Here is a 24,034-nt window from a genome sequence, read left to right as displayed (position 1 = left end):
ACGGGCTTTGCAGCTAAGACAAACGCCCCGCTATGCGGGGCGTTTTCGTTTCGGCTATCCTGATCGGCGGGTTACTGACGGCGCCTAGCTAGCGGGCCGCGCCTCTCCGGCCGCATCTCGCCGGCTGCACCTGGCCGGTCGCCCTATATTACATCCTCCATAAATTCCAGCGCGCCCTGTTGGCGAATCACCCGGCGATGCTGTGCCCATAGCTCGGCGACTTTGTCGCGGTTGAGCTGCTGGCGGTCCAGCAGTACGCGAGTATTGAGTTCGCCTACGGGTTGGCTACTCGGTACCTTGCTGAAGACAAACTGGTTGCTGACCAGTTCCAGGAAGGGACCGGCCTTGCTGGTTGGCATGATAAAGATCAGCTGCAGGCCCAGGGTCTCTGTGAGGTAGCCGATCACTTCGCGTGAGCGGGTCTCGTCCATGTGCATGAAGGCCTCATCGACAATCACCATGCGCAGGTGGCTGTCGCCTTCATTGAAACGGAAGGCGCTGGTGACCGCTGCGGCGCGAATGATGTAGGCCGGGGTCTCCAGCTGGCCGCCGGAGCCGGTGCCGTATTCGCTGAGGCGAATAGGCTGTTTACCCGCTGGGTGTTTGAGAATGTCGTAGCGGCGGTAACGGCGATAGTCACTGATGCGTTCGAGTTCGCGCAGTGCTTGTTGTTCGTCACCGTCGAGCAGTAGGCTGAGCAGTTGATCACGAATGCTGCTGGCCTTCTCTGACAGGCTGCTGTCGAATAATCCGGCGCCGTCGCCGAGATTGGGCGTTTGCATGATTTCGCGGAAGAAATCCCAGTAGGCTTTGTACTCGGGCAGCCAGTCCCAGTCGAACTGGAAACGCTCGCGATCGGCCCCAAACTGGTGGTGCTCCAGCTCCTGATTGAGGTTCTCCAGTACGCGGCGGCCGTCATTGATGGCCTGGTGAATCTCGTGGCACAGGTCGCTGACAAAGGTGGTGTTGAAGCTGTCGCGCAGGCTGGCGAGCTGTTCCTGCTTCTCCAGCAGCACGTTGTTGCGCAGGCGGTTGTGCAGGTTGTCCAGCTGCTGGTGCAGGCCGCCGACGTGGCTGAAGAACGCTAGGCTGTGCAGTTCTGCGGGCGTGTCTGCCATCAGCATGTCGGCGGGTTGTGCTTGCAGGTTGTATTGCTCCAGCGCGCGCTGCAGTTCAATTGCCTGACGGTGCAATAGATCGGTCAGTGCAAGGCTGTCGGCTGCAAAATCGAACTGACCGCCGCTTTGCTGCAGCATGCTGTCGAGTTCTTCCAGCCGCGCTTGCGGGTCGAGCCCGGGCACCTTGGCGGCGGCTTCCAGCAAGGCCTGCTCGGCGGCGTCCTTGGCGCTCAGCAGCTGGTCGCTCTGGTCTGCAAAATGCTGAATGCGCTGTTCGCGGCCGCGCAGCTTTTCTTTCAATTCGCCGTGCTGCTCGCCCAGCGCGTCGCGCTTTTGCTCCAGCTCTGCATGTCGCTGGCTGACGCGTTGTTGCTGATCTTCCAGGTCGCGGTGCTCACCCAGATCTAGGGTTGCCAGCTGTTGTTCCACTTCGTGCAGTTGCCGCTGGCTGTCGAGCAGGGCAGCGGCGCGGGCGGCGTAGTCCAGTGGTTGAATCTGGCCCAGCTGACGGGCCAGCTGTTGCAGTGCCTGGTGTTGCTGCTGCTGGCTGTGGCGTTGCACGCTCAGCTGCTCCAGGGCGGCTTCTTGCGCCGCCAGGTTGCGCTCGCGGGCGGCCGCACCGAAGACCAGTTGGCTGTCGTCGATATCACACCGGAAAAGGGCGTAATTGCCCGAGCCCATACCTTCGCTGGTCACGCCACGGCGGGTATGGCGCAGGGCTTCAGCGTCGGCCACGCGGCTAACGCTGGCGTAGGAGGCGCGCAGATAATACTCGGCAATCTTGTGGCTGAAGCGCATGACCTTGAGGATGGAGTCCTCGGGCAGGCTGATACGTTCGGCGTCCTGGCGTGCCTTGTGGCCCTGAATCACGCGGGCACGGTTACGCTCGCGGCTGTTCATCTGGCGCACGATACGGATGGCTTCGGCCTCGAACTCGGGCTCGACCAGAATCGCGTAGCGGCTGCCACCGATATAGCCTTCAATTGCCATCTGCCAATCGGGGTCGACGATTTCCACATGGTCACAGAGCACGCGCGGATCGGCCTGCGGGCAGCGTTGGCGAATGGCGCGCAGCGCTTCCTCGACATATAGCGGGTAGCTGACGCGGCTGGACTTCAGCGCGCTGATGCGCTGATTGGTCTGGTTTATCTGGCGTTCCAGCTGGCTGAGCTCGGCAGCGCTTTTTTGCTCAAGGCGATCCAGCTGCTGCAGCACTGTAACGCCTTCTGCGTCCTGCGTGCTGAGCAGCTCGGCCAGTTGATTGTGGCTGGCTTGCTGACTGCGAATGGCGTCCAGGCCGGCGTCCAGCGGGGTAAGGTCAATCCAGTCGCGGGCCAGTAACTGGTTCAGCCCCGCTACCGGGGCCTGTTCGGCACTCATTACCGCCTGGCTGCGCTCACGCCAGCCCCGACTGGCCAGGGCCGGTAGCGAGAGGCTGAGACTATGCTGACTGAGTAGCTGCTGGGTTGCGCGCAGGGCCTCGATATTGCGGTCACGTTGCTGCGCCTGGGTTAGCAGGGCAGGGGCCGCGCCACGCAGCTGGTCGCTCAGTTGACTCTGACGCTGCTCCAGCTGGTCCTTGTTCTGCAGGGCGGGAATGCCCTGGCGGCGGGCTTCAAGCTGTACCAGCTCGGCATGGGCCTGCTTGATGCGCTCAGCGGTGAGCTTTTGCTCCTCGTTGATGCCCGTCAGCTCAACATTGAGCTGCTTCTGCTCTTCCTTGGCGGCCAAATAGCCCTGTTGATTCTTCTGCCAGCTATGCGCCGCCGCGGCGTAGGTGAGGCCGGTGCGTTCCAGCCAGGTCTGCTGGTAGCGCTCGGCCTGTTGGCTGGCGTGCGACAGTAGCTCGACCGCCGCGCGCACGCGGCCAGCTTCCTGCTCCATGCCGTGTACGGTGCGCAGCAGCTCACGGATACGCTTGATAGTGTCGCCAAATTCGCGTGCCTCCAGTACCTCTTCGGCAACGAACTGGTCGATGGATTTGACTGGTTTATACGCCATGAAATTGGCAAAGGTGCGCGCGGCGTGCTTGGCTTCGCGCACGGAGACGGCGTCAGAGCGGCCGCGCAGCGCACCATAGAGCCGAGCCAGGTAGGTACTTTTCTTGTCGTAGACCTCGACCTGCTGTTTGCCGTACTGGCGGCGCAACAACTCGGGTAGTTCGGTTACGCCGACCACGTGGCGGCCATCGTCCTGATCGCGCACAAAATGCGATAGCGAGAGCATCTCGCCGGGCACAATCATCAGCAGCAATTCGTCCTGCCGTGCCTGTCGGCTGCTACCGGCGGCGTCCAGGTGTGCACGCACACCGATAACGGCGGTGAACGGGTCCGCTGTTTCGCCGGTGGTGGGATGGAAGACGCCGGCAATATAGCCATCGGTATCCCAGGGGCGCGCGAAGGCACCGTCGTCGCAGCCGAGCACATAAGACGCCAGGGTACGCACCTGCTTGCCGCCGCGACCACGCTGGGTGGTTTCATCCTGACCAGGGTTGTAGTTGAACAGGTTGTCGTGGGCGGCGGTCATTAGGGTTTGCAGCGCGTCGGCTGCGGTGGTTTTGCCTGAGCCGTTGCCGCCGGAGAACAGGTTGACCGGGCCGTAGTCCAGCTCCTCGACCGGCAGATTGCCCCAGTTTACGGTGATAGAGCGTTTTAGATACATCAGTGGTTCTCCTCGGCGCTCTGCCGGTCGGCATTTTCATCGGGATCAGGATTGGCCAGCTGCGCCAGCGCGCTGTCGGTCACCAGGCTGATAATGCCAGGGCGAATGGTCAGCCAGGCTTCACCTTCGTCCAGCGCAGCATCACTGGGGCTGCGAATCAGGCGGAGCTGGCGCAGGCGGCGCAAGAGGGCCTTGCGCTCGCCTTGTTGCTCGGGCAGCGAGCGGCCGAGCAAATTGCGGCAGCTGAGGTTGAGCGCCTCCAGCGAGAGCATGACCTGGCCGAACTCATCGACCTGACCTTCGCGCAGTGCCTGGTCGTACTCGGCGCGCAGCACCAGAATCAGGGCGACTTCCTGCTGGTTCAGGCGCTCGCGCAGGCCATTGCTGAAGCTATCTTCGCTGTCGGCCAGGCCTGGTACTTCGGCGCCGGGTGGAAAGATACGCAGCAGGTTGAAACGCGGCTCGTGCAGCACGCGAATGCGCAGCACCGAGAGATAGTCTTCTACCTGTTCGGTAACCTGCAGGTAACGGTCATAGAGTTCGGCTTCGCGCTGACTTTCGTCGCGGCAAAGTACGCCACGGTCGAGCAGGCGGATCATCAGTTCGGAGAAGGCTTCCGGGCTGATGCCACGTTCGTTGAGTTGGCTATCTAAAGCGTCACGCATGATCGTCTTGTTCCAGGTCGATGATGAAGCCATCGCGGCGGGAGAAGTAGGTTTCGTCGGTGATGGGTTCACCGTTGGGCTCGATACGCACGCGCAGCCCATGGCTGGCCTGATCGGCTCCGGCCAGCTCTATCAGGTGGCTGAGTGCGAGCAGGTCGCGGGCGTTGCTGATCGGCAGATCGCGGTTATCGATGCGTTTGCCTGCGCCCAGCGCGTTGCGCAGGTAGTCACGCAGGTTGCTGGCATTGATGTTGAAGGCCTTGTCGAGTAGCTGCTGCACGCCCAGCTCGCGCAGGGTGGCGTCGTCCGGGTTGTCCAGTTCAGTCATCAGGCTGTGTACCGGCGGTCGTTCGCGGCGCTCGCGCAGGCGCACGGCGGCCGGGTCAACCAGGCCCACGCGGACACTGGCCAAGGCATCACCGGCGGCGCTGAGGCGAGCGTCGCACTCAGCGGGGTCGAGTGCGGCGAGCTGGCGACAAATACCTACGACGTCGGTGTGTTTCTGGCTGTGCAGGTAGCTGAGTTGGCGAATGATGATGTCGGCGCGCTGGGTAAAGCCCTGCAGGGTTTTGCGCAGGGCTGGCAACATGATGTCGGACGCGTTGCGCAGTCGGCTTTCGATGCCGTCGAGCAGTTGCCAGAGTATCGAGCTATGCTCGTCAACCAACAGGTGCGGTGCCAAGCGGCGTAGCTCGCGCTCCGCGTGTGCTTTCCATTCGCGTGGTTTGCGGCGGATACGGTCGATGGTGTCCTGGATGCGCTCACGGTGCTTTTCTACACTGTCGGCTGACAGCCTGATAGCGACGTCCGGCTGAAAGCGCTTCTCCATGAAGTCAAAGAACTGATCGCTGGCCTGTTGCACCAGTTGCTGCGCCTCAACCTCGCGTACCAGTTCGCGCTTGCGTTCTTCCAGCTCGGCGATGATATCGGTGAAGTCGGCAATGATGCGCTCAGAGTATTCGTGCGCGTCGAGCAGGTCGTAGACTTCGCCGTGGTTGAGGAAGGCGGCAAGCGCGTTCAGCGTGTTGCGCGTATTGCGGTGGTGGGTGCGCACGTTATGGCCATCGGCTTCCACCAGCGATTGAGTAAACAATCGACCCATGCGACTGAACGGGTAGGTGGACTGGAACGTGGCCTGATCGACTTGGCGCTCCAGCCAGCCGTTGTCCAGCAGGGCGCCCAGCACCCAGCCCGCCTGCTCGCGGTTATTCTTGAAGCGACTGCTGTCGTCGTCTTCACCCTCCAGCAGGGGCGCACGCTCCAGCGCCTCGCAGAAGATATCCACGACCTGCTCGCGCTTCAGCGACTCGCCATAATCGGCGCGCGCGCTGTACAGCCTTTCGTGCAGTAGACGCAGGCATTCGACTATCTGTTCGCGGTATTTGCTGGTGAGCGGGCGGAAGAAGTGCAGGCGCTCGTCGCTGAAAAACATACGGGAGTCAGTTCCGGTCTGGGCAAAGGCATATTATGCCTGAAACGCAGCGCCAAGCCGCAAGGGGCAAGCGACAAGCTGTGATCTGGTTTTGGGGTGGGGGATAGTTGGGTGGCGGCAGAGTTGTAGCGGATGACAGCCAGGATGGATGGCCGAGGCCATCCATCCTGTGGCTGAAATGCGATTTAGAGCTGTGGAGTCCAGGTCACGCTGACCAGTGCTGCACGTCCTTGCTCCTGATAGGCATAGTCGATCGATGGCGCTGGCCAAGGCCCTGTGGGCCGCTGATAGGTACCCAGGTGATAGTCGCGATCCAGCACGTTACTGAGTTTGAGGTCCAGGCGCGTTGCTGTTGTTGCTTGCCAGCTGGATCTAAGATCAAGCGTGCCATAGCCTGCCAGCGTTTCGCTGTTGGCTGCGTCGGCATAGCGCTGGCTGAATAGTGCCCAAGTAGCGCCAACCCCCAGGTTACCGAACCGGCGGTCCAGATCCATTGTCAGGGTGCGCTTGGCCCGCAGCTGCAGGGTTTTGCCGGTCTGCCGGTCGCGCGGGTCGATGATGCTCAAGGCCGTTTGCGCGGTCCAGCCCATCAGCTCGCTAGCGACCGATACCTCAAGGCCATTGATGCGCGCTTGCTTGGTATTTTCTACTTGGGCAGAGCTGCTGTCGTAGGCAATCAGATCTTTGGTATCGGTGCGGTAGAGAGAGGCTTCCAAATGGGTGTCCATAAAGTCTGCACGCCACTGCAGCTCCATAGAGCGCGAGCGCTCTGGATCAAGATCAGGATTGCCACCCCATCCGGGCGGGGCATACAGGTCGTTGAAGGTCGGCGCACGGAAAGCGGTGGCGTAGCTCAGTATCCACTGCTGGTTGTCACCGCTGGGTATGGCGAGTGCGGCGTTCCAGGTGTTGTGGTTGCCGAAATGCTGGTTGTCGTCATGCCGCATTCCAAGTTCAGTGCTGAAGCGTTCGGCATTCCAGCTGTGTTGTGCGAATGCACCCAGGTTCTCGCGGCGAGTCTTGCTATAAGCGTTAGTTGCATCCAGTCGGTCCCGTTGCCAGTCACTCCCGATATTGAGTTCCTGGTTGGCTGAAAGCTGAATCTGGTTCAGCCAGCTGGCTGAATGTCGGTAGGTTGCAATGGTGCCGTCGTTGAATCTGGACCCTACGGCTTTGTTGCGATCTTCGCTGCGGCCCAGCTCAATGCGGCTTTGCCATGTATCAGAGAGCCTGCCTTGCAAATAGCCGTTGTAGCCGCGCACACGGAACTGGTCTTCAGGGGTGCCGGGCATGTCATCGTAAGCGTCGTCGTACTCGTTCTTGCCATTCTGTTCGTTGACGCTGACGCCAGCGCTCCAATCCTGATTGAAGTCATGGTCCAAACGCCCAAAAAAAGCTTTATTGCGTTGACCATCCGTATCACGGTCATTGCCTTGATTGTCTGCTGTCAGATCGAAGCCGTCTGATTCGTTGAGGCTGGCTCCTACTATAAAGCGAGTGCTCTGGTTGCCGCCGCTGATGTTGACGCTTCGTTCGTAGGTCTGGTTAGTGCCTGCGCCAAGGCGCACGCTGGGCTGCAAGCCATTGTGCCCCTGGCGCGTAAATATCTGGATCACACCGCCCACCGCATCCGCGCCGTAGACAGAGGATCTAGGTCCACGAATGACTTCGACGCGCTCTATGTTGTCGATGTTCAGATAGTCCAGTCGCGCCACGCCACTGGTCGCCGAAGAAATTCGCTGGCCATCGACCAGGACCAGTGTCTGTGCGGTATTACCGCCGCGAACGAAGTAGGCTGGAATGCCGCCGTTGCTGTTTTGCTGAACGCCTGGAACTCTGCGCAGAAGCTCTGGCACGCTGCGCGCCTGCAGCCGCTCAATATCGTTTCTGTCAAAGATGGTATTGGCAGACAAGACGGAGCTGCGAGGTTGCTCGATGCGTGACGCGGTAACAATGGTATCGGACAAGCCCAGCGTGTCGCTGGCTTGCGCAACGGCGCTGGTCAGCAGCGCTGGCAACAGGAGTAGAGCTGGTTTCATTCTGAATCCTCAAAAGTAATGCTTTTGAGGAGGGCGGGGAGTCAGGAGGGTGCCATGCAGTAGTGACCGGGCGACCACGCCGACCGGTGACGCCCTCCGCGACACCTCAGCAGAAACATTGCGCGCAAGCGGGCAGTGTTTCGCGCAATGGGCCGGTCTCCGGGCTCAGAGTCGGACTGCGATCGCCTTCCCGTGCTTTGCACAGTGGCATCTGATCAGCAGCTGCAGGCATACCTGCGACTCTTTACCGTTGCGGGGGCAGCGTCGGACTTGAACCGACTTCCCGTTTCACCCGATCCGCGTGGCGGATCAGGCACCCAATGCGAGTACTAAGAACAGGGGCGGACTCTAGGGCTTTCAGGTGGGTGGGTCAAGCCCTTGGTCTGGCTCGGGGATAATGCTCAGGCGGCGGCGAATGGCGGCTTCAATACCCTCGGCATCCAGTCCGCATTCGGCCAGCATCTGCGCGGGCTTGGCATGCTCGACAAAGATATCCGGCAAGCCCAGGTTGAGGACGGGCGTGTTGATGCCTTCAGCCAGCAACCATTCATTGACCGCGCTGCCTGCACCGCCCATGACCGCGTTCTCTTCCAGCGTGACCAGTAACTTGTGGGTGGCACTCAGCTCGGCGATCAGTGCGGTGTCCAATGGTTTGACGAAGCGCATGTTGGCAACGCTGGCGTTCAGCTTTTCAGCGGCTATGAGCGCTTGCTGGTGCAGTGTGCCGAAACACAGAATAGCGACCTCTTGTCCTTCGCGGGTCATCACCCCCTTGCCAATTGGCAGGGTGTCCAGCGCAGGGTCAATCGGTGTGCCCGGGCCGGTACCGCGTGGATAGCGGACCGCCGCTGGGCCCTCGTGCAGAAAACCGGTCGTCAGCATCTGCCGGGTCTCATTCTCATCGGCGGGGGCCATGATGACCATGTTGGGCAGGCAGCGCAGGAAGGACAGGTCGAAACTGCCGGCGTGAGTCGGACCGTCTTCACCGACCAGACCAGCCCGGTCAATGGCAAAGAGTACATCCAGATTCTGCACGGCAACGTCATGCACAACCTGGTCGTAAGCGCGCTGCAAAAAGGTCGAGTAAATGGCAACCACCGGCTTGGCGCCTTCGCAGGCCATGCCTGCAGCCAGCGTGACGGCGTGCTGCTCGGCAATAGCGACGTCAAAATAGCGGTCGGGGTATTGCTCGCTGAAGGCAATCAGGTCAGAGCCTTCCTTCATCGCCGGCGTGATACCGATCAAGCGGGCATCCTGTGCGGCCATGTCGCACAGCCACTGGCCGAAAATGTTGGAAAATTTGGGCTTGCTGGCGCCGCTGGGGGCTGCGGGCTTGGGTTCCAGTTTGGTGATCGCGTGGTAGCCAATGGGGTCGGCTTCCGCCGGTGAGAAGCCTTTGCCTTTTTGCGTTACCACGTGCAGAAACTGCGGGCCCTTGAGCTCACGCATGTTCTTCAGGGTGTTAACCAGGGTGGGCAGGTCGTGGCCGTCGATTGGGCCGATGTAATTCCAGCCCAGCTCTTCAAACAAGGTGCCCGGCACCAGCAGGCCCTTGGCGTGTTCTTCGGTCTTGCGCGCCAGCTCCATTGCCTGCGGGATCATGGACAGGACTTTTTTGCTGCCCTCGCGCATGTGCGAGTAGGTGCGGCTGGACAGAATCTTGGCCAGGTAGTTGGACAGGCCGCCGACGTTGCGCGAAATCGACATGTCGTTGTCATTCAACACCACCAGCATATTGGCCTTCGCGTCGCTGGCGTGGTTCAGCGCCTCAAATGCCATGCCGGCAGTGAGAGCACCATCGCCAATGACGGCAACGGTACGGCGGTCCAGCCCTTGCAGGTTGGCGGCAATTGCCATGCCTAGCGCGGCGCTGATTGAGGTGCTGGAGTGGCCAACACCAAAGGTGTCGTAAGGGCTTTCTACCCGGCGCGGAAAGGCTGCGAGGCCTTCTTTCTGGCGCAGACTGGCCATGCGTTCACGGCGGCCAGTGAGAATCTTGTGCGGGTAGGCCTGATGGCCGACATCCCATACCAGTCTGTCTTCAGGCGTGTGGTAGGCATAGTGCAGCGCGATGGTCAGCTCAATTACGCCTAGCCCGGCGCCAAAGTGACCACCCGTTTGACCGACGCTCCAGAGCAAAAACGCGCGCAGCTCGTCCGCTAGAACAGGCAGGCGGCTTTCATCCAGCTCACGCAGTTGGGCTGTGTCATCAAGACTGTCCAGCAGCGGGGTACTGGGGCGTTGGTGCGGTATTTCGTGGAACGTGCTAGGCATCAAAAAGGCTCTGAGTGCCATGAAACATGGCAGGTGAACAAGTGCCCAGTTTAACCGATGCACCCCGATTGCCCAACACCAACGACCCGTGGATCAAAAACGGCGTTGCACTATGTAGTCTGCCAGTTGTTTTAACTGGATGGCGTTGTCGCCCAATGGTTGCAAGGCGGCGACGGCTTGGTCGCGCAGCTGCTGGGCCAGCTGATGCGCGCCAGCAAGGCCGAGTAACGCAGGGTAGGTGGGCTTGTCACGGGCGATATCGGCGCCCTGTTGCTTGCCCAATACGCTGGTTTCGCTCTCGATATCGAGAATGTCGTCCTGCACCTGAAAGGCCAGGCCGATACAGTCGGCGTAGACTTCAAGTGTTTGTAGCTGCTCGCTGCTCGCACGCTCGCTGGCGAGCGCGCCGAGTTGGATGCTGGCGCTGATCAGTGCGCCGGTCTTGTGGCGATGCATCAGCTCCAGGGTGGTCTGATCGATTTTCTCGCCGACGGCGCCCAGGTCGATCGCTTGCCCGCCAACCATGCCTTGAGGGCCAGCGGACCGGGCCAGGGTTTGTACCATCTGCAAGCGGGTAGCGGGTTGCCATGTGCCGAGTTGGCTCAGCCAGTCGAAGGCCAGCGCCTGCAGCCCGTCACCGGCGAGAATCGCCGTGGCTTCGTCGAAGGCGCGATGGCAGGTAGGTTGGCCGCGGCGCAGATCGTCGTCGTCCATGGCGGGCAGGTCATCGTGAATCAGTGAGTAGGCGTGGATAAGCTCGACGGCACCGGCGGCCGGATCGGCGGCGTCCTGATTGCCGCCAAGCGCCTCACAGCTGGCATAGCACAGCAGCGGGCGTACGCGTTTACCGCCATTAACCACGCTGTAACGCATGGCAGCGTACAGACGTTCGAGTCTGGGCTGGGGCGTGCTCAGCTGGCTTAGCAAAAATTGGTTGATGCGAGCCTGGCAGTGATCGAGGTAGGCGGTAAATCCACTGCTCATTCAGCGGGGCCGTCAAAAGGTTCGGTTGTTAGCTCGCCGTTTTTTTCAACCAGCTGCTGTACCTTCTGCTCGGCTTGGCTAAGGGCCTGTTGGCAGTCGCGGGTGAGTACGACGCCTTGCTCAAAGGCGCTGAGCGATTCTTCCAGGCTGAGGTCACCACTTTCCAGGCGCTCGACCAGCGTCTGCAGTGAGCCAAGGGACTGTTCAAAGTCCACGGCGGTTTTTTTCCGGGCCATCTGCTACCTCGTCTGGAGATCAATAAAACCGCTGAACATTACCCAAGGCCGGGGGCGGGGTCAATCGACTGTGCCGCTCCGGCCTGGCCTGCTAGAAATCACCCCAGCGTTGCTGGGCCATACTTAGTGCTACTACCGGCGCTGTTTCGGTACGCAGTACCCTTGGTCCGAAGCGGGCGGCAACAAAGCCGCTGGTTTCCGCCTGCTGAATCTCGTCGCTGCTCAGTCCACCTTCGGGGCCAATCAGTAGTGCCACCGACTGCGGGCGCGGCAATGCGTCAAGGTCCTGGTCTGTGCGGTGGTGCAGTACCAGTTTCAAGTCGGCCTGGAGCGGGCTTAACCAGTCGCGCAGCGCGGTTGGCGGGTGTATTGTCGGCACCACGCTGCGTCCGCATTGCTCGCAGGCGCTCACCGCCACCTGCTGCCAATGGGCCTGGCGTTTGTCTGCCCGTTCGCCCTGCAGTTTGACCTCGCAGCGCTCGGTGAACAGCGGAGTGATTTCATTCACGCCCAGTTCAACGGCTTTCTGAATCGCCCAGTCCATGCGCTCGCCGCGGGACATGGCTTGACCCAGATGAGTCTGCAGCGGCGATTCGCTCATGCCTGCAATCGCTGCATCAAGTGTGACGACGACTTCGCGCTTGCCCGCCGCGACGACCTCGCCGGGCCACTCCTGACCACTGCCGTTGAATATCTGCACGGGCGCACCCGGCCCCAGCCGGAGCACACGGGCGATGTAATGGGCTACGTCACCGGTCAGGGTCTGCTCGCCCTGACTCAGTGGTGCGTCTAGATAAAAACGAGAAACGCGCACCGATTCAGTCTCGCGTCGCCAGCTGAATACCTTCCCAGGCGACGCTGGCCAGATGGTCGATCTGATCTGGCGTGATCACGTAGGGCGGCATGAAGTAGACCACGCTGCCGAGTGGGCGCAGCATCGCCTCGTTTTTCAGCGCGTGCTGATACACCCGAATACCGCGCCGCTCCTGCCAGGGGTAGGCCTCTTTGGTGGCTTTGTTCTTGACCATTTCGATGGCCAGCACCATGCCGGTCTGACGCACTTCTGCAACGTGAGGGTGATCAGCAAAGTGTGCGGTTGCTTTCGCCATGTGAGCCGACAGTGACTTGTTGGCTTCGATCACGTTGTCGCGCTCCAGCAGATCCAGCGTCGCCAGTGCGGCGGCGCAGGCCAGTGGGTTGCCGGTGTAACTGTGTGAGTGCAGGAAGGCGCGCATGCTCTCGTAATCGTCGTAGAAGGCCTGATAAATCTTGTCGTTGGTCATGCACACGGCCATCGGCAGATAGCCAGCGGTCAGTGCCTTGGACAGACAGAGAAAATCAGGTGCGATATCGGCTTGCTCGCAGGCGAACAGGCTGCCGGTGCGGCCAAAGCCAACCGCAATCTCGTCGTGAATCAGATGCACGCCATAGCGATCGCAGGCTTCGCGCAGCAATTTGAGGTACACGGGGTGATACATTCGCATGCCGCCAGCGCACTGGATCAGCGGCTCGACTATGACGGCGGCCACTTCTTCATGATTCTGCTCCAGCGCCTTTTCCATGTGCGCGAACATCTTGCGGCTGTGTTCTTCCCAGCTCTCGCCTTCTTCGCGGTCATAGCAGTCAGGGGAGGGAACCGTGATCACTTCCATCAGCAGTGGCTGATAGGTTTCCTTGTACAGCGCGACATCACCCACTGCTAGCGCCGCCAGGGTTTCACCGTGATAGCTGTTGGACAGGGTGATAAAGCGCTTTTTCTCGGGCTTGCCGGTGTTCAGCCAGTAGTGAAAGCTCATCTTCAGCGCAACTTCGATGCAGGATGAGCCGTTGTCCGCGTAGAAGCAGCGCGTCAGGGAGGCAGGCGTCATTTTTACCAGACGCTCGGATAGCTCGATCACTGGCGGGTGGCTGAAGCCGGCGAGAATAACGTGCTCAAGGGTGTCGAGCTGATCCTTGATGCGCTGATTGATATAGGGGTTGGCGTGGCCAAAGATATTGACCCACCAGGAGCTGACCGCGTCCATGTAGCGGTTGCCTTCGAAGTCGTGCAACCAGATGCCCTCACCGCGCTGGATAGGGATGACCGGCATGTGTTCATGGTCTTTCATCTGGGTGCAGGGGTGCCAAAGCACCGAGATGTCACGTTGCATCCAATCGTTATTCAAGCCCATGTTTACCTCGTAGTAAGAATCCGTAGTCGCTGAATTGTACATGAGGCCGGGCCTAGCTGCCGAGAGTGTGGCAGCCGTTGGCGCTGCCCACCGGCTCAAAGGCCTGGTGGACAGCTAGGGCGGCTCAACGAGTGCCGTAGACCACCATGGTCTTGCCCTTGACGTCGATCAAGCCTTGTTCTTCCAGGCTCTTGAGCACGCGGCCAACCATTTCTCGTGAACAGCCGACAATGCGGCCGATTTCCTGACGAGTGATCTTGATCTGCATGCCGTCAGGGTGAGTCATGGCGTCGGGCTGTTTGCATAGCTCCAGCAGGGTGCCGGCAACTCGTCCGGTGACGTCAAGGAACGCCAGGTCACCCACCTTGCGGGTAGTGGCATGCAGGCGCTCGGCCATCTGTTTGCCAACCGCATAGAGCAGCTCGGTATCGCGCTGAGTCAGTTCGCGGAATTTCGCGTAGCTGATTTCAGCCACCTCGCACTCGACTTTGGCGCGTACCCAGGCAGTGCGGTCGTGTGGCGCGGGTGTCATGTCGAACAGGCCCATCTCGCCGAAGAAGTCGCCCTGATTCAAGTAGGCAATGATCATTTCGCGGCCCTGATCATCTTCAATCAGAATGGTGACCGAGCCCTTGATTATGTAGAACAGGCTGTCGGATTGGTCGCCCGCGTGTATCACTGTACTGCGTGCCGAAAACCGGCGTCGATGGCAATGGGCAAGGAATGCATCGAGATTTTTTATTTTAGGTGTGAGGGTGATAGAAACCATTAAACGTGTCCTGGGCGTAGTCGCGCGAACCGAAGATGCAGTGCATCGATGTCAGCCTCAGCAGAGACCAACGGGGAGTATGTCCAGTTTTTCCGATGATGGCCAGTGTGGCAGGCTGTCGCGTAGTGGCTGTGGTACTCTGCGCCTCATCTGAGGCGATTGAGTGGCAGGAAAGATAGATGAAAGCGCATATCAAGTGGGTTGATGGAGCCATGTTTTTGGGCGAGTCAGGTAGTGGCCATACAGTGGTAATGGACGGCCCTGAAGAGTCGGGTGGTCGCAATATGGGTATTCGTCCGATGGAGACCGTGTTGGTCGGTCTGGGTGGCTGCGCCAGCTATGATGTCGTGAGTATTCTGAAAAAATCGCGCCAGGATATTCGCGATGTGCACACTCTGTTGGATGCCGAGCGGGCCGATACCGAGCCCAAGGTATTTACCAAGATCCATCTGCATTTTGTAGTAAAAGGCAAGAATCTGAAGGAAGTGCACGTCAAGCGCGCGGTTGAACTCTCTGCGGAGAAATACTGTTCAGCGTCGATTCTGATGGGCCGTGCGGGGGTTGAAGTTACGCACGATTACGAGATTGTTGAGATTGACTAGAGCGGGTGCGCATTGGCTATAGGAGGCGCTTGGCACAGTCGGCGTGCTCAATGGCGAGTCAGGCCCTTCTGGTTTCCCTCGCCAGCGCTAACATGGTTTTTTCATCAATCGCCAAGGAAAGGAGTAAGACAATGCGTGTGGTGTTTCTCGTCGGCAAGTTGCTGACCCTGGCTTTTTGGCTGGTGGTTGCCCTTAGTCTTCTGGGCCTGGTTCAGGTTCCTGATCCGCAGCGCCTGAACTGGTTGGCACTGGCCATCGTGCTAATCCACCTGGTTGAGTGGGGCTTGGTGGGTAAACAGCTGAAGACGCTGGGCTCACCACTAAAGCAGTTCGCCCTGGTCATGTTGTTTGGCGTCTTCCATGTCAAGGCGCCGGATACCCGCGCAGCGCTGAATCAGGCTTTGTAGGTCGCCTTGGTCATGACCTTGGACATCAGCGTCATGGCCTGTTTTACCGGCGCAGGAAATATGGCGCCGCCCGCCTCCAATGCCTGATTGCCGTGCTCGATTTCGTCCTCGCGCATTTGTTCAAGAATGGCGCGTGACTTGATGTCTTCTTCCGGTAGCTGGCTCAGGTGGTCGTCTAGATGGCGTTCAACCAGTTGCTCGGTAGCCGCCACGAAGCCAAGACTGACGCGATCACTGATCAGACCGGCTGCGGCGCCAACACCAAATGACAAACCATAAAATAACGGGTTGAATACGCTGGTCCGGCTATGCAGCTCGGTCAGGCGTTGTTCGCACCATGCCAGGTGGTCGATTTCTTCGGCTGCGGCATGTTCCATCTTTTCGCGCACATCGGGTAGCTTCGCGGTCAGCGCTTGCCCCTGATAAAGCGCTTGTGCACAGACTTCGCCGGTGTGGTTGATGCGCATCAGGCCCGCGATATGTTTGCGCTCTTCCTCGTGCATGGGCACGTTGGCCAAGTGCTGGGCCGGTGATGGCCGGTTTGGCTGGGCCGCGCCTGGTATCAGCGTACGCAATGACTGATCGGCCTGGTTCAGCAGCCGATCAAGAAAGCTGTAATGACGTGATGTGCTCATTGTCTGTTCCTCGGTGGCAAGTGCAACGTGCAGGAAGCGGGTATTGGAATCGCGTTTCAGGTCCGTGCTTAGCCCGGAGGCCAAGACAGCTGACGCTGACCAAGTACGTGCAGATGAATATGGTAGACCGTTTGGCCGCCCTGTTCGTTGCAATTGAATACGGTACGAAAGCCCGCCTCGCAGCCCAACTCTTTTGCCAGCTTTTGCGCGGTAAAAATCAAGTGCCCAACAAGCGCACTGTCGTCCTCGGTCATGTCATTCAAAGTGGCGATGTGCTTTTTCGGGATGACCAGAAAGTGCACCGGCGCTTGTGGATTGATGTCATGAAAGGCGAAGCTGTGCTCGTCTTCGTATATCTTTTTTGACGGAATCTTGCCGTCTATGATCTTGCAGAACAGGCAGTCCACGCTGAGCTCCTTATAATGCAACATGATCCCGGTGTGTCCGGGCGGTAGACGGTCAGTGTAACGGTAGCCGGTTAGAATGGCACTAGTTCAACCCGCGGCGGCTTGGCGCAGCCCCGGAAAAATGCAGCAAGGGAGTGTGCGTTTGAAAAACGATATTCATGATTTGGCGTTGGTATTGGATTCGCGGGTACGCTTGGTGGTCATCGAGTCCTGGGAAGAGCAGCGAGTGCTCCAGACCATAGGCACGCTGGCTGTGCGCCGCGCACAGACCTGGTACACCTGGAATCATATCGATGGGCTAAGCCGGCTGGGGTTTGGCGCGGACATGGATGCCGAGCAGGATACACGCGACGCAGAAACCGCGTTGGAACAGATTCGTCGTGCAGGTGAGCCGGCGCTCTATGTTTTCTGCGATGTGCATCCCTTTCTCGACTCGCCGCGCATTGTGCGGCTGATCAAAATGCTTGCCATGGCGACCGAGAAAGTGGCGCCTACGCTGGTACTGGTTAGCCACTCTGTGCCGCTGCCGCCGGAGCTTAGCCGCCTTGCTGCGCGCATTAGCTTGAGCATGCCGTCAGATGAGCAGCTGGCAGCCATCGTGCGTGAAGAGGCCACGCGTTGGAGCGAGCAGAATCGCGGCGAGCGGGTGCGCACCGATAATCAGACTTTACAGCAGGTGGTGCGCAACCTGCGGGGGACGACGCACGAAGAGGCACGGCGGTTGGCGCGCAAGCTGATCGTCGATGATGGTGCCATTACTCAGGAAGACCTGCCAACGTTAAACAAGGCCAAGTTCGAACTCCTGGATATGCAGGGGGTGTTGAGCTATGAACAGGACACCGCGCACTTTGCCGATGTGGGAGGCTTGAGCCAGTTGAAACGCTGGTTATCCGAGCGAGAGCATGCCTTCAACGGTGACCCAAGCCTCAAGGATACTCCACGTGGTGTGCTGTTGGTCGGTGTGCAGGGCGCAGGAAAAAGCCTGGCAGCCAAAGCCGTTGCCGGGTTGTGGGGATTACCGCTATTGCGGCTGGATGTCGCCGGTTTGTACAACAAGTACATCGGTGAAACCGAAAAAAACCTGCGTGATGCCCTGCAATTGGCCGATGCGCTGGAGCCCTGTGTGCTCTGGATTGACGAGATAGAGAAGGGGCTGGCGCCGGAAGGTGGCGATCAGGGCGTATCGCGGCGCCTGCTAGGGACGCTGCTGACCTGGATGGCCGAGCGCCGTTCGCGGGTATTTCTGGTCGCGACCTCAAATGATGTGACTCAGCTGCCCCCGGAGCTAATTCGTAAAGGGCGTATCGATGAGCTGTTTTTTGTCGATTTACCGAGTGCGCAGGTTCGGGCGGATATTTTCCATATCCACCTGGCCAAGCGTGAATTGGCCGTCGAGCAGTTTGATCTTGCGGCGCTGGCGCAGGCGAGTGACGGTTTTTCGGGCGCGGAGATAGAGCAAGCAGTGGTTAGCGCGGTATACAGCGCCGCAGCTGGCGAACAGGCGGTCGGCAATGGGCATGTGCTCAAGGCGTTGAGCGAGACTTCACCCTTGTCCGTTGTTATGGCAGAGAAACTTGACGCCTTGCGTGCCTGGGCCAACGAGCGCGCGGTGCGCGCTGATTGATCCAGCAGGTAACATCAGATTATTAGGCGTGTTCAGAACGGTTTGAGCACAACCAATAGGACGATACCGACCAGAGCCAATACCGGCGCCTCGTTAAACCAGCGGTAGAACACGTGTGAGCGAGTATTGGCATCAACCGCGAAACGCTTGAGCATGGCGCCGCACATGTGGTGATAGCCTACCAGCAGCACGACCAGTGTTAGCTTGGCGTGCATCCAGCCTTGGCTAAGCCAGACGGGTTGCAGGTAAAGCAGCCAGATGCCCAGTGCCAGCGCAACCAGCATCGAGGGGTTCATAATGCCGCGATAGAGTTTGCGCTCCATCACCTTGAACCGCTCGCGGCTGATACTATCTTCACTCTGCGCGTGATAGACGAAAAGGCGTGGCAGATAAAATAGCCCGGCGAACCAGGTGATAATGGCCATGATGTGAAAGGCCTTGATCCATAGGTACACGAGTTGCTCCTGTCTGGAGTGGGGTCGCGCTGGTAATTTCTGCCAGCGCTTTTATCATAGGGTGACGCTGCGCGCGCTGGTACTTGATGCCCAAGTGCGGCAGACGGATTATTCAAACACCATTTAACCGAATTCAGGAAGTAATGATGATCAAAGTAGGCATTGTAGGCGGAACCGGTTACACCGGGGTAGAGTTGCTGCGGCTGTTAGCCCAGCATCCCGAGGCGCATGTCGAGATCATTACATCCCGATCTGAAGACGGGGTGAGTGTTGCCGAGATGTATCCCAACCTTCGCGGCCATTATGACAACCTGCGTTTTAGCGTGCCGGACGTACAAAAACTAGGTGCCTGTGACGTGGTGTTTTTTGCTACTCCGCACGGCGTCGCGCACTCAATGGCGGCGGAGCTGTTGCTCACGGGAGTAAAGATCATTGATCTGTCCGCAGACTTCCGCTTGCGTGACCCGCAGGAGTGGAGCAAATGGTATAACCAGCCGCATGGTGCCCCTGAGCTGCTGGCTGAGGCTGTGTACGGGCTGCCTGAGGTTAATCGCGAGGCGATCAAGCTTGCTCGCTTGATTGCGGTGCCCGGTTGCTATCCAACCGCCACTCAGCTGGGTTTCTTGCCTCTGCTGGAAGCCGGGATTGCGGATACTGCACATTTGATTGCTGACTGTAAGTCAGGCGTTAGTGGTGCCGGTCGGGGCGCCAATGTGCCCTCGCTATTTTGCGAGGCGACCGAGAGCATGAAAGCCTATGGCGTGGCAGGTCACCGGCATTTGCCGGAAATCCGTCAGGGCCTGCAACTGGCTGCCGGTCAGCCGGTTGGGCTGACTTTTGTGCCGCATTTGACGCCCATGATTCGAGGCATTCACTCCTCGCTCTATGCCACCGTTGCCGATACCAGTATCGATCTTCAGGCCTTGTTTGAAGCGCGCTACGCAGACGAGCCTTTTGTTGATGTCATGCCCGCTGGAAGTCATCCGGAGACGCGCAGCGTGCGCGGCGCCAATGTATGCCGGATCGCTGTGCATCGCCCGCAGGGTGGGGACAAGGTAGTGGTGCTGTCGGTGATCGACAATCTGGTGAAAGGCGCCTCCGGGCAGGCCGTGCAGAATATGAATATTCTCTTTAACTTGGATGAGCGTGCCGGTCTGGCACATCCGGCCATGATGCCCTGATGCTCAACTTCAAGCGGCGGCGCCCGCTGCGAGAGCACAGTGTCACCATTCATCCCCGCGACTCCAAGGCCTTTCGACGCTGGAAGCGCGGGGTGATTATTGTGCTGCTGATTCTGGTGCCGGTTAGTGCATGGCAAGGCTGGGAGGCCGCCATGCGATCGCAGCAGCCTTATTTGCTTGAACGCCAGGCATTGATCGAGCGTCAGGGTCAGTTAGTCAAAGAGGTTGAAGACTGGCGGCAACGCTATCACCAGCTGGAAGTCGATTTGCTAGTGGCCAAGGACGCTGCGGTGGAAGGCCGCGAAATGGTTCACGAGCTAGAGGAGCAGTTGTTTAAGCTGCAGCAGAATCTCGCGCAATATCAAGGTGTGCTGGCGCCCGCCGCGATGGACCCTGGTATACGAATTCAGGCATTTGAGTTGCATGGCACAGAAGAAGACGGTGTTTTCCGTTACAAGGTAATGGTTAGTCGTGTTGGTAACGAGAGCGATACCGTTCAGGCAAAGCTGCAGCTGGAAGTGGTCGGTAAGCAGGGCGGCAAAGCTGTTACGCTAAAGCTGGAGCAGTTGAGCGCTGTCACTGATGATGTGGGGCTGGTGTTGGATTTTCGATACTTTCAAGTGGTGCCAGCTAATGCCGAGCAGGCAACGTTGCGACTGCCGGAGGGTTTTGTCCCGCAGCAGGTTAAATTGGCAGCAAGTAAAGACGGTAAAATCCTGGTCGAACAGGTTTTTGATTGGACAGTCACAGGAGCGACACCCTGATGTGGGGAGCAGACAAGCACAAGAAGGCGGATATCAGTCAGTTCGGTGGCAAGACGACCATCATTGCGCAAGAGGCGGAAATTACCGGTGACCTGCGGTTCTCTGGCGCAGTTCAGATCGATGGACGGGTGCTGGGTAATATCCAAGCGGAAGAGGGGTTAGTCAGGGTTAGCGAGCATGGCTACGTCGAAGGCATCATCACGGCGCCCCATGTGCTTATCAATGGGCAGGTGGTTGGCGATGTGCACGCGCTGGAGCACCTCGAACTGGACGCCAAGGCACGGATTAGTGGCGACCTGCATTATCGTTATATGGAGATGGTGTTGGGCGCACAAATCAGTGGGCAGCTGAATTATTTGGGCCAAGAGGCTGATCAGAAACTGGCTGTTGAGCAGGGCCTGCAGCTTGATTCGGAGAATAGTTGACCAAAACACTCGGGAAAAAGGATAATGGCGAAATTGTTGTGCTGCGGCACTCGTTGCTGGAGGTTGTATGTCTACCGCTGAAGTCTATATTCCTACCCCGTTGATCTTTAGTGATAACGCGGTAACTAAGGTACGTAACCTGATTGAAGAAGAAGGGAACGATCGATTGAGTCTGCGGGTATTCGTTACCGGCGGCGGCTGTTCCGGATTTCAGTATGGTTTCACCTTTGATGATGAGCTAGCCGAGGACGACACCATTGTTGAGCGCGAAGGGGTCAAGCTGATAGTCGATCCGATGAGCTTTCAATACTTGGCCGGTTCTGAAGTAGATTATCAGGAGGGGTTGGAAGGATCGCGCTTTGTGATCAATAACCCCAACGCTGCAACGACTTGCGGTTGCGGTTCATCCTTTTCGGTTTAATTCCACAGGTAAGACGATGTTCAAGCAGGGTAGAGCGCGCCGAGTATGCGTTCACCCCTGGCACCTGTGACGCTGGGTAAATTGCCGGGCAAGCGTTCGTCAAAACGCCAAGCGAGCCAGGCGAAGGCTATGGCCTCCATCCAGTCTGGATCAACTCCCAAAGCCGCCGTGGTCCGCACCTGCCGATGCTTGAGTAGCGTTTGTAGCTGTTCCAGCAGGAGCGTATTACGTGCGCCACCGCCGCACAAATAGACCGAAGTGCTCTCGCTAGCTGCGACTGCAACGCTGTCTGCGATGGAGTGAGCTGTTAATGCCAGCAGGGTCGCTTGCACGTCTTCGGAGTGCAGCTCTTTTGGTTGGCTAGCGATAAACGTGCTCAGCCAGTGCGGATTGAAATACTCGCGGCCGGTACTTTTGGGAGCGCTTCGTGAGAAGTATGGATCGCTCAGCATTGCCTGCAGTAGCTCGGGTATTACGCGTCCTGTTCTTGCCCAGCTTCCACCCTCGTCAAACGCCAAGCCCTTGTGCTGTTGAATCCAGCTATCCATCAAGGCGTTACCCGGCCCGCTATCAAAGCCGGCGGGTGTCATACCTGGTCGCATGATACTGAGATTGGCAAAGCCACCAATGTTGATCAGGGTGCGCGTGTGTTCCGGGTCGCTCAGTAGCCAGCTATGAAAGGCTGGTACCAGCGGTGCGCCTTCGCCGCCAGCGGCCAGATCTCTGCTACGAAAGTCACTGATAACGTTAATGCCGGTTTGCTCCGCCAGTAGCGCAGGAGCACCAATCTGCTGGCTAAAGCCTAGCTCGGGGTGGTGGCGAATGGTTTGTCCGTGACTGCCGATGGCGCGTATATCGGAGGGGTGGAGCTGGTTTTGTCGGAGCAGTTGTATTACGCCTGCAGCGGCTAGTGTGGCCCAGGCTATTCCAGCTCGCCCGGCACGCACTATCTCGTCGTCCGCACTGCTGCAAAGGCTCAGGAGTTGTTGTTTCAGATCTTCGGGGAGGGGACAGCAAATAGCATCCAGGCAGTCAGCATGCTGCTTTTTGGGATCAAATCGGGAGAGGGCAATGTCGATACCATCCAGGCTGGTGCCTGACATGATACCGACATAGAGTGCGCACACTTACTGTTCCTGCGCGGCGATCTGTGTGGGGCGACGTTGGTCCATGCTCGCCATCAGCTTGTTGCTTATGCCCAGGAACGCAGTGCGCTCACTTTGCGGGATGGGATCGGCAACGGGTAGCTTGACGCCCAGTGGGTCAACGTGGCGACCGTTAATGCGGAACTCATAATGCAGATGCGGGCCGGTAGCCAGGCCGGTCATGCCGACGTAGCCAATGACTTGCCCCTGCGTGACGTGAGTGCCGGCGGTGATGCCGCTGGCGAAACGGACCATGTGACCGTATAGCGTCTGATATTTCTGGCCGTGCTGGATAACCACTGCGTTGCCGTATCCGCCCTTACGTCCTGCGGAAACCACGCGGCCATCACCGGTTGCCTTGATCGGGGTACCGGTTGCGGCGGCATAATCGACGCCTTTGTGCGCGCGTATACGGTTCAAAACAGGGTGGAGGCGCCCAGGATTAAAGCGTGAGCTGATGCGCGCGAAGTCGACCGGCGTGCGGATAAAGGCTTTGCGCATGCTGGTACCATCTGCGCGGTAGTAGCTAGTGAAGTTGTTGTGATCGGTATATCGCACCGCGGTAAAGGCCTTGCCGCGATTAACAAAACGCGCGGCGAGAATATTGCGGCTGCCCACCACCTTGTCGCCAACGTTCAACTGCTCATATAGCACTTCAAACTGGTCGCCCTGTCGGATGTCGCGGGCGAAGTCGACGTCGTAACCGAAAATGCCGGCCATTTCCATGGTCAGGTTGTGGCTAAGTCCGGCACGCTGTGCTGCAAGGAACAGGGAGCTATCGATGGTGCCCTGCACGTAGCGCTCGCGAACTTCAGGTTCAATCAGCTCTTTGCTATAGCTATACCCGTCTTCAGTCCGCTCAATACGGATGGTTTCGAGGTCGCTGAGCTTGGATTGCATTGCGAGCAGCTCGCCGGCCTCGTTGGTCTGAAGCTCAAGCACCTGGCCGATTCTAAGGCGAGTGAAGCGCTTGGCTTCGGGGCTGCTGTTGATCACCTCATGCAGAGTGCTGACGCCCAGGTCTGCTTTTTCGAAAAGCACTGAAAGTGTGTCGCCGTTGGCAACGGTTAGGCTTTGCCACTGGGGGCCAGACGGAGCAGTTTCTTCATCCGTCGCGCCAGCTTGCAGTAAGGGCGATGCTACCGGGGTGTCTGTCGCCTGTCTGGCGATGTCGAGCGCCTTCGGTAAAGTGACCGTTTCACTGACCAGTGCATCCAACTCTTGATGGGAGGCATGATCGCTATTTGATTGGGGAGCTTGCAGCTCAAGCTGAACAAAGGTTCTCTTGGCTTCTACATCTGTGGTTGGAATGACGAGCAGAAAAATGCTCAGCGCTGCGGCGATACCACTAGCAGCCACTATGTGGCTTTTGGGATATCGCGGTGATTTCTTCTCTTGGGAACCCATAAGCGCTCTTGTATAATATTCTATATAAAGTGTACTAACCTACTAAATTATAATTGAAAAGCCTTCTTGGCAAGCCTTTGCTAAATCCGTCTGTCAGATTTGCAGCGTCAATCTTGCGTCCATCCCTTGCGCGCTACCCCGCAAGTTTGTAATTGATCGCTAATGTTGTATGGTTTGTCCCGCTAATTTTTGGCCTCTCTTTTACCTAGAAA

General features: G+C 58.6%; 22 protein-coding genes and 1 riboswitch. Of the genes, 7 read left to right on the top strand and 15 right to left on the bottom strand.

What is annotated here, in order from left to right; genetic code table 11:
* Positions 1-143: 143 nt before the first annotated feature.
* From EF096_RS14545 to crp, 10 genes are all read right to left on the bottom strand, one after another.
* A complete protein-coding gene (locus EF096_RS14545; RefSeq protein ID WP_123890527.1) occupies positions 144-3,779 on the bottom strand; it encodes an ATP-binding protein in 3,636 nt (1,211 codons plus the stop codon).
* Entirely contained in the window at positions 3,779-4,444 is a 666-nt protein-coding gene (locus EF096_RS14540; protein WP_123890526.1) for a DUF4194 domain-containing protein, read from the bottom strand. The genes EF096_RS14545 and EF096_RS14540 overlap by 1 nt, the downstream gene beginning before the upstream one ends.
* Entirely contained in the window at positions 4,437-5,876 is a 1,440-nt protein-coding gene (locus EF096_RS14535) for a Wadjet anti-phage system protein JetA family protein (protein ID WP_123890525.1), read from the bottom strand. Before EF096_RS14535 ends, EF096_RS14540 begins: the two co-directional genes overlap by 8 nt.
* A gap of 185 nt (positions 5,877-6,061) precedes the next feature.
* Positions 6,062-7,915, bottom strand: a complete 1,854-nt coding sequence (locus EF096_RS14530; protein ID WP_123890524.1) for a TonB-dependent receptor domain-containing protein — start codon at positions 7,913-7,915, stop codon at positions 6,062-6,064.
* A gap of 133 nt (positions 7,916-8,048) precedes the next feature.
* Positions 8,049-8,251: riboswitch (cobalamin riboswitch) on the bottom strand.
* Between the two features lie 21 nt (positions 8,252-8,272).
* Positions 8,273-10,189, bottom strand: coding sequence for a 1-deoxy-D-xylulose-5-phosphate synthase (dxs, locus tag EF096_RS14525; RefSeq protein WP_123890523.1), 1,917 nt, complete (start codon positions 10,187-10,189; stop codon positions 8,273-8,275).
* A 93-nt stretch (positions 10,190-10,282) separates the two neighbouring features.
* A complete protein-coding gene (locus EF096_RS14520) occupies positions 10,283-11,173 on the bottom strand; it encodes a polyprenyl synthetase family protein (RefSeq protein WP_123890522.1) in 891 nt (296 codons plus the stop codon).
* Positions 11,170-11,409 (bottom strand): exodeoxyribonuclease VII small subunit, encoded by a 240-nt coding sequence (locus tag EF096_RS14515; protein ID WP_123890521.1) that lies wholly within the window; start codon positions 11,407-11,409, stop codon positions 11,170-11,172. Before EF096_RS14515 ends, EF096_RS14520 begins: the two co-directional genes overlap by 4 nt.
* A gap of 91 nt (positions 11,410-11,500) precedes the next feature.
* Complete coding sequence (locus EF096_RS14510) at positions 11,501-12,223, bottom strand: 16S rRNA (uracil(1498)-N(3))-methyltransferase (RefSeq protein WP_123890520.1); 723 nt, start codon at positions 12,221-12,223, stop codon at positions 11,501-11,503.
* A gap of 4 nt (positions 12,224-12,227) precedes the next feature.
* Positions 12,228-13,580 carry an adenosylmethionine--8-amino-7-oxononanoate transaminase gene (locus tag EF096_RS14505; RefSeq protein ID WP_123890538.1) on the bottom strand — a complete coding sequence of 451 codons (1,353 nt, stop codon included), beginning with the start codon at positions 13,578-13,580 and terminating at the stop codon, positions 12,228-12,230.
* A gap of 124 nt (positions 13,581-13,704) precedes the next feature.
* Positions 13,705-14,349 carry a cAMP-activated global transcriptional regulator CRP gene (crp, locus tag EF096_RS14500; RefSeq protein WP_123890519.1) on the bottom strand — a complete coding sequence of 215 codons (645 nt, stop codon included), beginning with the start codon at positions 14,347-14,349 and terminating at the stop codon, positions 13,705-13,707.
* Positions 14,350-14,528: 179 nt separating this feature from the next.
* Here crp and EF096_RS14495 point away from each other — a divergent pair, with 179 nt between their 5' ends.
* Entirely contained in the window at positions 14,529-14,951 is a 423-nt protein-coding gene (locus tag EF096_RS14495; protein WP_123890518.1) for an OsmC family protein, read from the top strand.
* Positions 14,952-15,082: 131 nt separating this feature from the next.
* Positions 15,083-15,358 (top strand): DUF1145 domain-containing protein, encoded by a 276-nt coding sequence (locus tag EF096_RS14490; protein ID WP_158611288.1) that lies wholly within the window; start codon positions 15,083-15,085, stop codon positions 15,356-15,358.
* On the opposite strand, the gene coq7 is transcribed toward EF096_RS14490, so the two are convergent.
* Entirely contained in the window at positions 15,346-15,993 is a 648-nt protein-coding gene (gene coq7, locus EF096_RS14485) for a 2-polyprenyl-3-methyl-6-methoxy-1,4-benzoquinone monooxygenase (protein ID WP_123890516.1), read from the bottom strand. The two genes, EF096_RS14490 and coq7, sit on opposite strands and share 13 nt — an antisense overlap.
* A 68-nt stretch (positions 15,994-16,061) precedes the next feature.
* On the bottom strand, positions 16,062-16,400 hold the full coding sequence (locus tag EF096_RS14480) for a histidine triad nucleotide-binding protein (protein ID WP_123890537.1): 339 nt from the start codon (positions 16,398-16,400) through the stop codon (positions 16,062-16,064).
* Positions 16,401-16,542: 142 nt separating this feature from the next.
* On the opposite strand from EF096_RS14480, the gene EF096_RS14475 reads away from it, so the two are divergent.
* A complete protein-coding gene (locus EF096_RS14475) occupies positions 16,543-18,024 on the top strand; it encodes an AAA family ATPase (RefSeq protein WP_123890515.1) in 1,482 nt (493 codons plus the stop codon).
* Between the two features lie 32 nt (positions 18,025-18,056).
* Here EF096_RS14475 and hemJ read toward each other — a convergent pair whose 3' ends face one another.
* On the bottom strand, positions 18,057-18,479 hold the full coding sequence (hemJ, locus tag EF096_RS14470) for a protoporphyrinogen oxidase HemJ (RefSeq protein ID WP_123890514.1): 423 nt from the start codon (positions 18,477-18,479) through the stop codon (positions 18,057-18,059).
* Between the two features lie 146 nt (positions 18,480-18,625).
* On the opposite strand from hemJ, the gene argC reads away from it, so the two are divergent.
* The 4 genes from argC (at position 18,626) to erpA (ending at position 21,270) form a co-directional block, all read left to right on the top strand.
* Positions 18,626-19,660 (top strand): N-acetyl-gamma-glutamyl-phosphate reductase, encoded by a 1,035-nt coding sequence (argC, locus tag EF096_RS14465; RefSeq protein ID WP_123890513.1) that lies wholly within the window; start codon positions 18,626-18,628, stop codon positions 19,658-19,660.
* Positions 19,660-20,424, top strand: a complete 765-nt coding sequence (locus EF096_RS14460) for a DUF6776 family protein (RefSeq protein WP_123890512.1) — start codon at positions 19,660-19,662, stop codon at positions 20,422-20,424. Before argC ends, EF096_RS14460 begins: the two co-directional genes overlap by 1 nt.
* Positions 20,424-20,849, top strand: coding sequence for a bactofilin family protein (locus EF096_RS14455; protein ID WP_123890511.1), 426 nt, complete (start codon positions 20,424-20,426; stop codon positions 20,847-20,849). The genes EF096_RS14460 and EF096_RS14455 overlap by 1 nt, the downstream gene beginning before the upstream one ends.
* A 67-nt stretch (positions 20,850-20,916) precedes the next feature.
* On the top strand, positions 20,917-21,270 hold the full coding sequence (gene erpA, locus EF096_RS14450) for an iron-sulfur cluster insertion protein ErpA (protein ID WP_123890510.1): 354 nt from the start codon (positions 20,917-20,919) through the stop codon (positions 21,268-21,270).
* A 20-nt stretch (positions 21,271-21,290) separates the two neighbouring features.
* On the opposite strand, the gene EF096_RS14445 is transcribed toward erpA, so the two are convergent.
* Positions 21,291-22,397 (bottom strand): anhydro-N-acetylmuramic acid kinase, encoded by a 1,107-nt coding sequence (locus EF096_RS14445; protein ID WP_256671414.1) that lies wholly within the window; start codon positions 22,395-22,397, stop codon positions 21,291-21,293.
* Entirely contained in the window at positions 22,398-23,822 is a 1,425-nt protein-coding gene (locus EF096_RS14440) for a peptidoglycan DD-metalloendopeptidase family protein (protein WP_123890509.1), read from the bottom strand.
* Between the last annotated feature and the right edge of the window lie 212 nt (positions 23,823-24,034).

Origin of the sequence: Pseudomonas neustonica (assembly GCF_003797945.1) — a bacterium.
GTDB lineage: Bacteria > Pseudomonadota > Gammaproteobacteria > Pseudomonadales > Pseudomonadaceae > Halopseudomonas > Halopseudomonas neustonica.
This window is presented reverse-complemented; position numbering and strand designations above follow the sequence as displayed.

Coding starts and splice junctions, on each gene's coding strand:
- EF096_RS14545 (WP_123890527.1), bottom strand. CDS start 3,779: ATGTATCTAAAACGCTCTATCACCGTAAACTGGGGCAATCTGCCGGTC.
- EF096_RS14540 (WP_123890526.1), bottom strand. CDS start 4,444: ATGCGTGACGCTTTAGATAGCCAACTCAACGAACGTGGCATCAGCCCG.
- EF096_RS14535 (WP_123890525.1), bottom strand. CDS start 5,876: ATGTTTTTCAGCGACGAGCGCCTGCACTTCTTCCGCCCGCTCACCAGC.
- EF096_RS14530 (WP_123890524.1), bottom strand. CDS start 7,915: ATGAAACCAGCTCTACTCCTGTTGCCAGCGCTGCTGACCAGCGCCGTT.
- dxs (WP_123890523.1), bottom strand. CDS start 10,189: ATGCCTAGCACGTTCCACGAAATACCGCACCAACGCCCCAGTACCCCG.
- EF096_RS14520 (WP_123890522.1), bottom strand. CDS start 11,173: ATGAGCAGTGGATTTACCGCCTACCTCGATCACTGCCAGGCTCGCATC.
- EF096_RS14515 (WP_123890521.1), bottom strand. CDS start 11,409: ATGGCCCGGAAAAAAACCGCCGTGGACTTTGAACAGTCCCTTGGCTCA.
- EF096_RS14505 (WP_123890538.1), bottom strand. CDS start 13,580: ATGGGCTTGAATAACGATTGGATGCAACGTGACATCTCGGTGCTTTGG.
- crp (WP_123890519.1), bottom strand. CDS start 14,349: ATGGTTTCTATCACCCTCACACCTAAAATAAAAAATCTCGATGCATTC.
- EF096_RS14495 (WP_123890518.1), top strand. CDS start 14,529: ATGAAAGCGCATATCAAGTGGGTTGATGGAGCCATGTTTTTGGGCGAG.
- EF096_RS14490 (WP_158611288.1), top strand. CDS start 15,083: ATGCGTGTGGTGTTTCTCGTCGGCAAGTTGCTGACCCTGGCTTTTTGG.
- coq7 (WP_123890516.1), bottom strand. CDS start 15,993: ATGAGCACATCACGTCATTACAGCTTTCTTGATCGGCTGCTGAACCAG.
- argC (WP_123890513.1), top strand. CDS start 18,626: ATGATCAAAGTAGGCATTGTAGGCGGAACCGGTTACACCGGGGTAGAG.
- EF096_RS14460 (WP_123890512.1), top strand. CDS start 19,660: ATGCTCAACTTCAAGCGGCGGCGCCCGCTGCGAGAGCACAGTGTCACC.
- EF096_RS14455 (WP_123890511.1), top strand. CDS start 20,424: ATGTGGGGAGCAGACAAGCACAAGAAGGCGGATATCAGTCAGTTCGGT.
- erpA (WP_123890510.1), top strand. CDS start 20,917: ATGTCTACCGCTGAAGTCTATATTCCTACCCCGTTGATCTTTAGTGAT.
- EF096_RS14440 (WP_123890509.1), bottom strand. CDS start 23,822: ATGGGTTCCCAAGAGAAGAAATCACCGCGATATCCCAAAAGCCACATA.